This window comes from Christiangramia marina, assembly GCF_048285865.1.
Taxonomy (GTDB): Bacteria; Bacteroidota; Bacteroidia; order Flavobacteriales; family Flavobacteriaceae; genus Christiangramia; species Christiangramia marina.
In genome coordinates this window covers 253895-267086 of sequence record NZ_JBLVTK010000004.1, presented here as the reverse complement: position 1 = coordinate 267086, position 13192 = coordinate 253895, and the positions used below count along the sequence as shown (strand labels likewise).

At 38.7% G+C, this 13192-nt stretch carries 10 protein-coding genes, 1 tRNA gene and 1 pseudogene; 10 read left to right on the top strand and 2 right to left on the bottom strand.

Annotated elements, in window-relative coordinates; all coding sequences use genetic code 11:
* Both ACNKXS_RS14325 and ACNKXS_RS14320 read left to right on the top strand, forming a co-directional pair.
* Positions 1-988: putative PDDEXK endonuclease (locus ACNKXS_RS14325; protein WP_417921457.1), on the top strand; the 988-nt coding region annotated here is incomplete at its 5' end.
* A gap of 365 nt (positions 989-1353) precedes the next feature.
* Complete coding sequence (locus ACNKXS_RS14320; RefSeq protein WP_417921456.1) at positions 1354-1713, top strand: hypothetical protein; 360 nt, start codon at positions 1354-1356, stop codon at positions 1711-1713.
* A 3-nt stretch (positions 1714-1716) separates the two neighbouring features.
* On the opposite strand, the gene ACNKXS_RS14315 is transcribed toward ACNKXS_RS14320, so the two are convergent.
* Together ACNKXS_RS14315 and ACNKXS_RS14310 are read right to left on the bottom strand one after the other, a co-directional pair.
* Positions 1717-2919 carry a site-specific integrase gene (locus ACNKXS_RS14315; RefSeq protein WP_417921455.1) on the bottom strand — a complete coding sequence of 401 codons (1203 nt, stop codon included), beginning with the start codon at positions 2917-2919 and terminating at the stop codon, positions 1717-1719.
* Between the two features lie 201 nt (positions 2920-3120).
* A tRNA-Pro gene (locus tag ACNKXS_RS14310) sits at positions 3121-3198 on the bottom strand.
* Positions 3199-3467: 269 nt separating this feature from the next.
* Between ACNKXS_RS14310 and ACNKXS_RS14305 the strand changes: the two genes are divergently transcribed.
* The 8 genes and pseudogenes from ACNKXS_RS14305 to ACNKXS_RS14270 form a co-directional block, all read left to right on the top strand.
* Positions 3468-4508, top strand: a complete 1041-nt coding sequence (locus ACNKXS_RS14305) for a PQQ-dependent sugar dehydrogenase (RefSeq protein ID WP_417921518.1) — start codon at positions 3468-3470, stop codon at positions 4506-4508.
* A gap of 4 nt (positions 4509-4512) precedes the next feature.
* Complete coding sequence (locus tag ACNKXS_RS14300) at positions 4513-4980, top strand: c-type cytochrome (protein WP_417921454.1); 468 nt, start codon at positions 4513-4515, stop codon at positions 4978-4980.
* 110 nt (positions 4981-5090) lie between these two features.
* Positions 5091-5711, top strand: a pseudogene (udk, locus tag ACNKXS_RS14295) (uridine kinase); the annotation flags it as partial.
* Positions 5712-5730: 19 nt separating this feature from the next.
* A complete protein-coding gene (locus tag ACNKXS_RS14290; RefSeq protein ID WP_417921453.1) occupies positions 5731-6045 on the top strand; it encodes an FtsB family cell division protein in 315 nt (104 codons plus the stop codon).
* Between the two features lie 25 nt (positions 6046-6070).
* Positions 6071-7471 (top strand): methylmalonyl-CoA mutase subunit beta, encoded by a 1401-nt coding sequence (locus ACNKXS_RS14285; RefSeq protein ID WP_417921452.1) that lies wholly within the window; start codon positions 6071-6073, stop codon positions 7469-7471.
* Between the two features lie 5 nt (positions 7472-7476).
* A complete protein-coding gene (gene scpA / locus ACNKXS_RS14280) occupies positions 7477-9606 on the top strand; it encodes a methylmalonyl-CoA mutase (protein WP_417921451.1) in 2130 nt (709 codons plus the stop codon).
* A 19-nt stretch (positions 9607-9625) separates the two neighbouring features.
* A complete protein-coding gene (locus ACNKXS_RS14275) occupies positions 9626-10507 on the top strand; it encodes an SDR family oxidoreductase (protein WP_141878239.1) in 882 nt (293 codons plus the stop codon).
* Positions 10508-10659: 152 nt separating this feature from the next.
* A partial coding sequence (locus tag ACNKXS_RS14270) for a M16 family metallopeptidase (RefSeq protein WP_417921450.1) occupies positions 10660-13192 on the top strand: 2533 nt, incomplete at its 3' end.

Sequence of the window (13192 nt, the reverse complement as noted above, 5' to 3'; positions counted from 1 at the left end):
CGATATTGTATTTAATTATTTTGATAACCTCCCAGCAAATGATAGAGAGGGTAAATTTATACGTGCCATCTATATTGGAGTGTTAGCATTAATGGAAGATCGTATTTCGGCTTTTCTTTCTAAAACCAGTAATGAACTAGGAACTGAATTAGAGAGTTTGAAAATGATCTTTGAAATGAAAAAGGAGCTGTTTTATAAATCAGCTATAAAAGGAAATCTAGCCGAGGAGGAAGTAGCAGATTTTTTAAATAAGTATTTTAAAGAAAAAAGGTTAAAAGACCAGGCATTTTTAACAGGTAATTCTACTGGTTCTATACCTAAAAATAAGACCGGAGATATAGTTTGCGAAGTGGAGGGAAATTCAAAGCTGAAAATCGTAATTGAGTGTAAATTCGATAAAAGTGTGAAAATTGGAGATATAGAATCCAAGAATATCTTCACTAGGAAATCTGATACAGCCTGGAGTCAGTTGATAGAATCCCAAGCCAATCGAGAAGCCAAAGTTAGTCTCATAGTTTTTGATATTTCATTGATAGATAATTCAGTATTAAAAAAATTTGAAAATGTCGGATATATACCTGGAATTGGTTTTATAGCAGTAATAGATTCCCAGAAAGGTGATTACTCCAACTTAGCCATTGCCTATATGTTAGCAAGAGATATTGCCTTAAATGCCAGGGAATTTGAATTAGATAAAGATCTATTAGCAATTTTGGTGAATCGTATTATTAAAGATCTCAATGAAATAACTAGTATTAGAAATCTTGTTCAAAATAATATTGAAAATAATAAGGCTATTCTTAAGCAATTAGAAAAGTCTATTCTTCTCATGGAATTTAACCAAGAATATATGAGAAAATTTCTTTCAGATGGTACCCTCACAAAACAGGATTTATTATCCTTCTACTCTGGAGAAGAGGTGAAAGATAAATTCAAATTAGTGGAGAAGGAAATCGAAGATGAATTTTCTACAACAGAAAAAATTTAAATATTATCAAGAGAAAAGATAAAATCGGTTATTGTCGACTTTGTGGTAAAAAGGAGAAATTAACTTTTGAGCATATTCCTCCTAAAGGTGCCTTTAATTCAACCCCGGTTTATTTTCAAGACTACGAAAATCTTTTTAACAAAAACAGTTATTTCTACCAAAAACGAAAAAGAAGTCATCAAGGGGCTGGTGGTTTTTATTTCTGTAAGCAGTGTAATAATGATACTGGTGCATGGTATGCTAAAGATTATATTGAATTTGCAAAGTTAGGTGCTAAGGTATTGACAAGTCGTGTATACGCAAATCATTTTATCACAGCTGAATACACCTTTCGGCCTCTTAATATCATTAAACAAATCTTGACTATGTTTGTAGGTCTTGATAGTAGCGGGTATGTTTCAAAACAACTAGGAGTTAAAAGTTTTTTGTTAAACAAATACAGCCAAAATTTTCCTGAAAATATAAAGGTCTTTATGTATTTCACTAGCTCTATAAAATTAAGAAATGCTTTATCTTTTACAAATATGGATGGTTACTTTAGAACTCATGGAGAAATTAGTTTTCAACCTTTCGGATTTCACATATCAATACAAAGTCCTCCAATTAATCGTCCTTATTTAGGAATAACCAATTTCAGAAACTATCGTTACGATGAACTTGCGGAAATTAAACTTCCATTGAGATTTCTAGTCCCAGAAGGTAATTTTGCAGGTATCTATAAATAAAAACTACATTAACTTTTGTAAATCTGAACTCAATTTAGTTTCCAATACCCTCGCATAAATCTGTGTTGTAGAAAGTTTAGAATGCCCCAATAATTTTGAGACTGTTTCCATAGGTATTCCTTTAGACAACGTAACCGTTGTAGCAAAGGTATGCCTGGCCACATGAAAAGTTAGTTTTTTCTTTATTCCAAGCATCGTGGCTATTTCCTTTAGATATTGATTTGTTTTCTGGTTAGAATATACCGGGAGCATATAACCAGAGCATTCGCATTGATCTTTATATTTTTCAAGGATCTCCATTGCCTTTGGCAGAATTGGAATTTTTACCGGTTGCTCTGTTTTTTCCCTTGCGGTAAATATCCATTTCCGGCCATCGATTCCAATAACAATATTTTCTGGCCTTAGGTTTTTTACATCAATCCAGGACAAACCGGTATAACAGGAGAATACAAATACATCTCGTGTTTGCTGGTGCGTGATCCTGTCAAACTGGTAATCTTCCAGCTTATTCAATTCTTCTTCGCTTAAAAACGCTCTTTCGGCTTTCTTGAACTTTAATTGGAATTTAGAAAAGGGATCTTTATCTACCCATTCGAGTTTCTGAGCCAGGTTGAGTAATTTCTTTAATCGTTCCAGATGTTTCATGACTCCATTGTTGGTTGGAGCTTTTCTATCTCTTACTGGCTTATAGTTTCTAAGGAAGTGTTCAAAGTCTGTTATAAACTGGTAATTGATCTGTTTCAGGAAGATATCTTCCGCATTAAACTGCTTTATGAGAAATTTATAAAGATACCGCTCTGTAGTATAATAGTTCTTCATAGTCCCATACTTCAGCACGTCTTTCATATGCGCTGTATGGTAATTCAGAAGTTCCGATAGCTTTTTAAACGAATCGTCTGCTCCCAAATAGCGGGATTTGATCATTCCCACATTTAAAAGCTTATTCTCATGTTGAAGCTGTCGGAAGGATTCATAAATTTTGTTGTAGACTCGATCCAGGGAATTATTCACCTGGATGCTTTCCGCGCTAGAACCTCTAAGACGACTTTTGCGTTCATCCCAGAGATTTAAGGTAATTCTACGTTGTAAACTTAATTCTACTCGCTCACCATTGAGGGTAATTCTTGCATAAAGGGGAGCCTGGCCATTTCTAGCTTTACTGGATTTTGGGATAAAGACGATCCCAAAGGTCACCGAATTTCTCATAATACTCGTTTTCAAGGTTAAACAGAATGCGTGAAAACGAAAGTCAAATCAATAGTTCGGATAATCAGTCCGAAATTTAAGAGGTCACCGAATCGGACTCATTTTATATGATTTAATATCAAATTCTATGAGTGCCCAAAAACAACAAAACCTTGATAATCATAAGATTAACAAGGTTTTAATACCATTTGGTAATGGTCTTGGTCGGGGTGGCAGGATTCGAACCTGCGGCCTCCTGCTCCCAAAGCAGGCGCGATAACCGGGCTACGCTACACCCCGAAAAATGCTTAGTTTAGCATTAATTGGGCGGCAAATATAAGAATAAATCATATCCTACCATGGAAAGTTTCATTTTTTTATATCTTAGTTCAAACATTGCTTTAAAAAAGAGAAGAAATATGAAAAAGTATATTGCATCCATTGGTATTTTACTTTCAGTTTATGCTTGTGGTGATTCAAATTCTGGAAACGATCTTTCAGAAAATACTAAAGATCCTGTTGCGGTTCCTGAAGCTACTTCCGAAGAAGATCTACAAGTTCCAGAACCTATGGAAGCTGGAGTTTCAAATGCGTATGGTTTTGAGATGGTAGTTGAAGGGCTGGATATTCCATGGGGCTTTACATTTATGCCAGATAAAAGCATGCTGATCACCGAAAAAAACGGTGATATCATACATTTTAAAAATGGTGAAAAGATCCAGATTACTGGTGGTCCTGAAGTTTATGATCGCGGTCAGGGAGGTTTGCTTGATGTGGTGCTTCACCCAGAATATGAATCTAATGGCTGGATCTATTTCTCCTATGCTTCCCCGGAAGGAAGTGCAGATGGTGGGAACACCGCCATTATGCGGGCAAAACTTGAAGGCAGTAAATTAACTTCTCAAGAGGTCCTGTATAAAGCTTCTCCAAATACAACCAAAGGTCAGCATTTTGGCTCCAGGATAGCTTTTGATAAAGATGGTTACCTGTTCTTTAGTGCTGGTGAAAGAGGTGAGCGCGATGTAAATCCACAGGATATCTCTCGTGATAACGGGAAAGTTTACAGATTGAATGACGATGGTTCTATTCCTTCAAACAATCCTTTCGTAGGGGAAGAAAATGCCGTTGAAGCGATCTATTCTTACGGCCATAGAAATCCGCAGGGAATGATTCTCAATCCTGAAACCGGAGAGATCTGGGTACATGAGCATGGACCAAAAGGTGGAGACGAGATCAATGTAGTAGAGAAAGGCGCTAATTATGGATGGCCTGTAGTGACCTATGGTGAAAATTATAGCGGGACACCAATTACCGACCAGCGTAGCAAGCCGGGAATGAAGGATCCTATTTTCTACTGGTTACCTTCGATTGCTCCTAGCGGATTCGCTTATGTAACTTCAGAAAAATTTCCAGAATTGAAAGGGAACCTTTTAGTGGGATCTCTAAAATTTCAATATCTTGAACTCCTTGAACTGGATGGTAAAAATATCACTAAAAGAACCAAACTTATTGATGGTGCAGGACGAATGCGTGATGTAAGACAGGGACCAGACGGAGATATTTATGTAGCCATTGAAGGTAAAGGAATTGCAAAATTAACCAACAAATAATCACATGAAAAAACTACTTTTCGTATTTGGATTGGCCGCGATGGTGGCTTGTAAATCTGATAAAAAAGAAAATGAAACCGAAGATGAATCTTATGTAATTCCTTCTTCGGAAAAGTCCAGCGAACAAACTCCGCTAACTGCAAGTATCAAGAGAGGAAAAGAAATTTATTCAGATCTTTGTGTGACCTGTCACTTACCAAACGGAAAAGGAATTGCCGGCACCTATCCTCCACTCGATGGCTCAAACTGGCTTACAGAAAAGCGTGAAGAAAGCATTCGCGGTGTTAAATATGGAATGAAAGGTCCTATTGAAGTGAACGGTGAGAAATATGATAACGTGATGACTCCAATGGGCTTAAGCGACCAGGAAGTTGCAGATGCAATGAACTACGTCATGAACTCCTGGAGCAATAATATTAACGAGATGGTGACAGTTGAAGAAGTTGCTGCTGTCAAGGAAAGCGCTGAATAAGAAACCCTCAACAATTTCAAAACCGACTTTTTTTCAAGTCGGTTTTTTTTATTTCGAAAGCCAGGCTGCACTTTCCGAAGATTTTTAAAAAGTAATATTACCTTTGCAAAAATTCTAGAAACATGCTAATTATTGGGATCGCCGGTGGTACCGGGAGTGGTAAGACTACGGTTGTAAATCAAATCATCGATGAATTAAAACATGAAGAGGTAGATGTGATCTCCCAGGACTCTTACTACCAGGATACGACTCATCTAACTTTTGAAGAGCGTAAAAAGATAAATTTTGATCATCCCAAATCTATTGATTTCGATCTTCTGGCAGAGCATTTAAGACAGTTACGCGCCGGTCATAACATTCAGCAACCAGTCTATTCTTTTAAAGAACATAACAGAACCGGAGAGTTTGTAGAGATACACCCTCGAAAAGTAGTGATCGTTGAAGGAATCCTTATCCTCACCCATCCTGAAATTCGTGACCTTTTTGACATTAAGATCTATGTTCATGCAGATAGTGATGAGCGATTAATTCGTCGTTTAAAACGTGACATTGCAGATCGCGGCCGTGATCTGGAAGAAGTGCTCTGGAGATACCAAACGACTTTAAAACCAATGCATCAGCAGTTTATAGAACCTACCAAAGAATTTGCCGATATCATCATTCCTACCAATCGCTACAATACGGTGGCTGTTGACATCGTTCAGACTATTATCAAAGATCGCTTAAGCTAATTTTGTATCTTTAAAACCTATGAAATTAAAAGACCTGCGTAAAAAACGATGGTTCCAGTTTATCAGTAACAAATATGTACTGATAAGCATTATTTTCATAGGCTGGATGTTCTTTCTGGATACCAATTCCTGGTTCATACATCACGAACTGGATGTGGAAATAGAAGAACTGCAGAGTAATAAGAGCTATTATCAGGAAGAGATCGCGAAAGACAAGGCTATCATTGAAGATCTTCAGGATTCGGTACAACTCGAACGTTTTGCCCGCCAGAAGTACTATATGAAAAGACCCAATGAAGATATTTATATTATCGAGTACGATACTATAGATTGATCTCGCCCGCCAAAAATTTAAAATCATGAAGCAATTGTTATTTCAGGAATTCGAAAATGTTTCTGCGAAGCAATGGAAACAAAAGATCCAGGCAGATCTTAAAGGTGCCGATTATAATGAGAAACTGGTTACCAAAACTCTCCACGGCATTGATATAAAACCCTTCTATTCTTCGGAAGATATTTCAGAAAGTCTTTCGATCCCTAATCCGGCTCACTGGAATATCTGTGAAAAGATCTATATCACTTCTGAAGCTTCCGCAGTAAATAAAGCCCAGGACAAACTACAGAAGGGAACTGAATCCTTATGGTTCATTTTAGCTTCTGAAGAAATCGATTTCGTAGAAATTCTGAAGTCCTTACCTGAGGAAGTTTCGGTTTACCTGCAATGCGAGTTCCTGAATTCAGATTTTATACTGAAGCTGGATAAGGAAATTAGCAAGTCTAACAGAAATGTTTACCTGCGTAATGATATTATAGGCAACCTTGCCCGATCTGGAAACTGGTTTGAAAACCTGAAATCTGATCATTCAGAATTAGAAAAAATTATTCAGAAAAGTTCCGGATTTGGTTCAGTTTTGAGCATAGACCTGGGATTATATCAAAATGCCGGGGCAAATATTCCGCAGCAACTGGCATATTCACTTGCTCAAGTTTCAGAATATCTACATCATTTCGAAAACCTTTATTTAGAAAAGAAAGCGAGTCTTAAAATTCAATTTTACGTTTCGGTAGGATCAGATTATTTCTTTGAAATTTCGAAAATAAGAGCATTACGCTGGCTATTTGCCACTATCGCACCAGAATTTGGATTTCATAAAGACTGTCATATCGTTGCCGAACCAACTAAACGCACTAAAACCTTATACGACTTCAATGTCAACCTGCTTCGAACCACCACTGAAAGTATGAGTGCGATCCTTGGAGGTGCAGACAGCATTTGCAATATGCCCTACGATGCCATCTACCATAAGAATAACGAGTTTGGTGACCGCATTGCTCGCAATCAATTGCTGGTGATGAGACACGAAAGCTATTTTGGAAAAGTAGGAAATGTTGCTGAAGGCACTTATTATATAGAAACCATCACCCGCCAGATCGCTGAAAAAGCTTTACAGATATTTAAGGATATTGAAAAAGGCGGTGGTTTGCTAAAGGAACTTAGAGAAGGAATTATTCAGAAAAAGATCAAGGAAAGCGCAAAAGAAGAACAGCATAGATTTGATTCGGGAGAAATGATCCTTATTGGAACCAACAAATATGAAAATCCTGAAGACAGAATGAAAGATGATCTTGAGTTGTTTCCTTTCCTAAAACAGAATCCAAGAAAAACCCTTTTGCAGCCAATCCTGGAAAGAAGATTAAGTGAAGCGATGGAGCAAAAACGACTGAAAAAGGAAACTTCTGCAGAAACCATTCAAAACTAGTAACGATGTCGCGTAAAGACCTTCAAAATATAAGCTTGAACGATAAAGATCTATCTTCAGCAAAGAAAATAAGTGCAGAGACCTTTGAGACGCCCGAAGAGATCGAGATCAAAGCATCTTACTCAATAGAAGACCTTTCAGAAGCAGAACATCTTGAATTTGCCGCGGGAATCCCTCCATATTTACGCGGTCCCTACAGTACAATGTACGTGAGCAGACCATGGACGATAAGACAATATGCAGGCTTTTCCACCGCCGAAGAAAGTAACGCTTTTTATAGAAGAAATCTTGCTGCAGGACAAAAAGGACTATCAGTAGCATTCGACTTGCCAACACATCGAGGTTATGACAGTGATCACGAGCGTGTAGTTGGAGATGTAGGTAAAGCCGGGGTTGCGATAGATTCGGTCGAGGACATGAAGATCCTTTTCGACCAGATTCCGCTGGATAAAATGTCGGTTTCCATGACCATGAATGGAGCAGTCCTTCCTATTATGGCATTTTATATAGTTGCTGCGGAAGAACAGGGCGTAAAACCAGAATTATTATCAGGTACGATCCAGAATGATATACTTAAGGAGTTTATGGTAAGAAATACCTATATCTATCCTCCTACTCCTTCCATGAAGATCATTTCAGACATTTTTGAGTATTCATCTCAAAATATGCCAAAATTCAATAGCATTAGTATTTCCGGTTATCATATGCAGGAAGCCGGTGCTACCTGCGATATCGAGCTTGCCTATACGCTGGCTGATGGACTGGAATATATTCGTAAAGGTCTTGACGCAGGAATGAAAATTGACAGTTTTGCGCCAAGACTTTCATTTTTCTGGGCCATTGGGATGAACCATTTTATGGAGATTGCCAAAATGCGCGCAGGAAGAATGTTATGGGCAAAGATTGTAAAACAATTTAATCCTACGAATCCCAAATCCCTAAGCCTAAGAACGCATTCACAAACAAGTGGATGGAGTTTGACCGAGCAGGATCCATTTAACAACGTTGCGAGAACCTGTATCGAAGCAGCGGCAGCAGCCTTTGGTGGAACCCAGAGTTTACATACCAATGCTCTCGATGAAGCGATTGCACTCCCAACCGACTTTTCCGCCAGAATAGCACGAAATACACAACTTTATCTTCAGCAGGAAACCAATATCACGAAAACTGTAGACCCGTGGGCCGGAAGTTATTATGTTGAAAAGCTTACCGAAGAGATCGCTGCCAAGGCCTGGAAGCTCATTGAAGAAGTTGAAGAACTTGGAGGCATGACCAAAGCTATAGAAGCCGGGATTCCAAAAATGAGGATCGAAGAGGCTGCAGCAAGAAAACAGGCCCGTATAGACAGTGAAACAGATGTGATCATAGGTGTAAACAAATATCGTCTTGATAAGGAAGAGGATATGGTTACCCTGGAAGTAGACAATCAAACCGTACGAAAACAACAGGTCGCCAGGTTAGAAAAAATAAGATCGGAGAGAGATTCAGATAAAGTAAAAAACAGCCTTGAAAAGTTGACCAGGGCTGCTAAAGAAGAAAATGCTAACTTACTGGAACTTGCCGTTGAAGCAGCGCGTGATCGTGCTACATTGGGTGAAATTAGTGATGCTCTCGAAAGCGTTTACGGTAGATATAAAGCTAAGATTCAGTCATTCAGCGGAGTTTATTCAAAAGAAATGAAAGACAACAGCTCATTTAAAAAGGCTCGCGAAATGGCCAATAAGTTCGCTGAATTGGACGGTCGCCGACCAAGGATCATGGTTGCTAAAATGGGACAGGATGGTCACGATCGTGGAGCGAAGGTTGTTGCTACCGGATATGCCGATCTTGGTTTTGATGTGGATATTGGACCTTTGTTCCAGACTCCTGCCGAAGCAGCACAACAGGCCGTGGAAAATGACGTTCACATTCTTGGGGTATCTTCATTAGCTGCCGGACATAAAACCCTGGTTCCGCAGGTAATTGAAGAACTTCAGAAGTTAGGACGTGATGATATCATGGTGATTGTTGGAGGCGTGATTCCTTCTCAGGATTACCAGTTCCTTTTCGATTCTGGTGCGGTGGCTGTATTTGGCCCAGGAACCAAGATCAGTGATGCTGCGATACAATTACTAGAAATATTAATCGACGAATAATCATATAACCAACCAAAATATGGATTTAAAGAAAAAAATGCTCCGTGATGATGCTTTAGCCGGAAAAACTATTGTTGTGACCGGTGGTGGTAGTGGTCTTGGAAAATCGATGACTACTTATTTTCTTGAACTGGGAGCAAACGTTGCGATCACTTCCAGAAATATGGAAAAGCTGGAAAAAGTAGCTAAAGAACTGGAAGAACAAACCGGTGGAAGATGTCTTCCCTTGCAGTGTGATGTAAGACATTATGATCAGGTGGAAGCTATGCGCGATAAAGCGGTAGCCGAATTTGGATCTGTAGATATTCTACTAAACAACGCAGCTGGAAACTTTATATCTCCAACAGAACGCCTGAGCGCGAATGCCTTTGATACCATTATTGATATTGTATTAAAAGGTAGCAAGAACTGTACACTTGCTTTTGGAAAACATTGGATCGACGAAAAGCAGGAAAATAAGAATATTCTTAATATCGTTACTACCTATGCCTGGACGGGATCTGCTTACGTAGTTCCAAGTGCAACTGCAAAAGCCGGAGTACTTGCCATGACCAGGTCTCTGGCAGTAGAATGGGCGAAATACGGGATTAGATCTAATGCCATCGCCCCTGGACCATTTCCTACTAAAGGCGCGTGGGACAGATTGCTGCCAGGAGATTTAAAAGAAAAGTTCGATCTGGCTAAAAAGGTACCTCTTAAAAGAGTTGGAGATCACCAGGAACTGGCAAATCTCGCCGCATACCTTGTTTCAGATTTCTCTGCATATGTAAATGGTGAAGTGATCACCATAGATGGTGGAGAATGGTTAAAAGGTGCCGGACAGTTTAATTTACTGGAAGATGTTCCTGAAGAAATGTGGGACATGCTGGAACAAATGATCAAATCTAAAAAAGGAAAGTAGTTGTACACACCTTAATTTAAACCGGGCCTTGAAAGCCCGGTTTTTTTATGGAGCTCAATGTTATTTTTAGACATTACCGTATCATTAATATGTATTAATTGATTTGAAATATTATCTTGTGCGCAATTAATTAACACCTATTTCAATTAATTATGAAAAAAAACCTAACAGGCAACCTTTGGATGCTGTTCCTGGTATTTACTGGTATTGGTTTCGCTCAAACCAGCGATACCGATGAGATCCCAATGGATCCAAACGTGAAGATCGGGAAGCTTGACAATGGTCTAACCTATTACATTCGCAACAATGGGAAGCCGGAAGACAAATTAGAATTACGCCTGGCGATAAAAGCAGGTTCTATTCTGGAAAACGATGATCAACAAGGTCTTGCTCATTTTATCGAACACATGAACTTTAACGGTACCAAGAATTTTGAAAAAAATGAACTGGTAGATTACCTGCAAAGTATTGGAGTAAAATTTGGAGCAGATCTTAATGCCTACACCAGCTTTGATGAGACCGTGTATATTCTGCCAATTCCCAGTGATGATGCTGAAAAACTTGAAAAAGGATTCACAATTCTTGAAGACTGGGCGCATAATGCACTTCTTACTGAAGAAGCTATCGACGGCGAACGTGGAGTTGTACTTGAAGAATACAGACTTGGACTTGGGCCAGATAAGAGAATGATGCAGGAATACCTTCCGAAGGTTATGTACAATTCGAGATATGCTGAAAGACTTCCAATAGGAAAGAAAGATGTGATCGAGAATGCAGATTACGAAACTATTCGTAACTACTATAATGACTGGTACCGTCCAGGACTTATGGCGGTTATTGCCGTTGGTGATCTTGATGTGGAAACTATAGAACAAAAGATCAAATCTCATTTCTCAAATCTTGAAGCCAGGGAAAATCCGGTAGAACGTAAAGAATATGGTGTACCTAACCATGATTCAACTTTTGTAGCTATCGCATCAGACCCTGAAGCTAACTTTAGCCAGGTTAGTATCTATTATAAGGATATGGATGAAGCCCAAGATGTAGTGACTATTGCAGATTACAAGAAACAACTGGAGAAAAACATGTTTTCTTCGATGATCAATAACAGGCTGCAGGAACTTGCCAACTCCTCTACTCCTCCATTTACTTATGGTTTCTCTTATTACGGCGGAACTTATTCTCCAAAGAAAAACGCATATCAATCTTTTGCAATGGCTGGGGAAAATTCACAAATGGAAGCTCTAAAAGCATTGGTGACAGAAAATGAGCGAGTAAAAAGATATGGTTTTAGCGAAGCTGAATTTGAAAGAGCTAAGAAAGAATACCTTGCCAGACTCGAAAAAGCTTATAAGGACCGTGACAAGCAGGAAAGCAATAGAATTATTGGACAGTATGTAAGTCATTTCCTGGAAGATTCACCAATACCTGGAACAGAATGGACCTACGAATTTGCTAAGAACAACCTTGATGCTGTTAAACTGGAGAATATCAATGGATTGATCAACAACTTCCTGCATGATGAAAATAGAGTCATCGTTTTCACCGGACCTGAAAAAGAATCGGTTAAAAAGATTTCTGAAGAACAGGTACTTGCCGTTCTTGATGACGTTAAAAACTCAGAGATCGAGAAGTATGCAGATGAAGAAGTTCGTGAAAATCTAATTACTGAAATGCCTGAAAAAGGTTCTGTAAAAGAATCAACTACGAATGAAGAATTAGGGATTACAACCATGATCCTTAGCAACGGTGCTAAAGTTCTGCTGAAGAAAACTGATTTCAAAAATGATGAGATCCTGTTTTCAGCATATAGTGAAGGAGGAAACTCTTTATACTCAGACGATGAATATATGTCTACAGTTTATGCCAATGCTGGTCTTAACGAAGCTGGCGTAGGAGGTTTAGATAAGAATGACATGAATAAAATGATGAGCGGTAAGCTCGTGAATGTTAATCCGCAGATATCTACTTACTCTGAAGGATTGAATGGTTCTTCCACTCCAAAAGATTTTGAGACCCTGATGCAGATGATCCATTTGTATTTTACAGATCTTAATAAAGATGAAGAGGCGTACCAGTCCTTTGTAACCAAGCAGAAAAATTTTCTTGGCAACCTGATGTCTAATCCAAACTTCTATTTTCAAAATGAGTTGAGTAAATTCAGAAATGAAGGTAATACGAGATATGTAGGTTTCCCTACTCCAGAAAAGTATGACGAAATGGATTACGATCTTGCTTACCAGAAATACCAGGAACGTTTTGCGGATGCTTCAGACTTTACATTTTTCTTTGTTGGAAATGTAGATGAAGCTAAATTAAAGGAATACGCCAGCACTTACATTGCAAGTCTTCCTGCTTCCAATTCCGATGAAGAATACAAAGCGCCGGTATTTAGAGAAAAAACCGATGAGCAGCGTACTAAAACTGTCTATAAAGGATCAGACCCTAAAAGCCAGGTAAGCATCATCTGGAATGGTGAAACTGAATATGACAAAGAAGATGATCTTGCATTTTCTGCACTTGGAGAAGTTCTTACCATTAAACTGGTAGAACAACTGCGTGAGGAAGAAGGTGGTGTTTACGGAGTTGGAGCTCGTGGAAACATGTCTCAAATTCCTTATGACAGCTACAACTTTTCGATCTCCTTCCCATGTGGACCTGAGAATGTAGACAAGCTTACGAAGG

What these genes read in the sequence shown, in the direction of transcription:
- ACNKXS_RS14320 (WP_417921456.1), top strand. Translation starts at nt 1,354, where the DNA reads ATGTTTGTAGGTCTTGATAGTAGCGGGTATGTTTCAAAACAACTAGGA.
- ACNKXS_RS14315 (WP_417921455.1), bottom strand. Translation starts at nt 2,919, where the DNA reads ATGAGAAATTCGGTGACCTTTGGGATCGTCTTTATCCCAAAATCCAGT.
- ACNKXS_RS14305 (WP_417921518.1), top strand. Translation starts at nt 3,468, where the DNA reads ATGGAAGCTGGAGTTTCAAATGCGTATGGTTTTGAGATGGTAGTTGAA.
- ACNKXS_RS14300 (WP_417921454.1), top strand. Translation starts at nt 4,513, where the DNA reads ATGAAAAAACTACTTTTCGTATTTGGATTGGCCGCGATGGTGGCTTGT.
- ACNKXS_RS14290 (WP_417921453.1), top strand. Translation starts at nt 5,731, where the DNA reads ATGAAATTAAAAGACCTGCGTAAAAAACGATGGTTCCAGTTTATCAGT.
- ACNKXS_RS14285 (WP_417921452.1), top strand. Translation starts at nt 6,071, where the DNA reads ATGAAGCAATTGTTATTTCAGGAATTCGAAAATGTTTCTGCGAAGCAA.
- scpA (WP_417921451.1), top strand. Translation starts at nt 7,477, where the DNA reads ATGTCGCGTAAAGACCTTCAAAATATAAGCTTGAACGATAAAGATCTA.
- ACNKXS_RS14275 (WP_141878239.1), top strand. Translation starts at nt 9,626, where the DNA reads ATGGATTTAAAGAAAAAAATGCTCCGTGATGATGCTTTAGCCGGAAAA.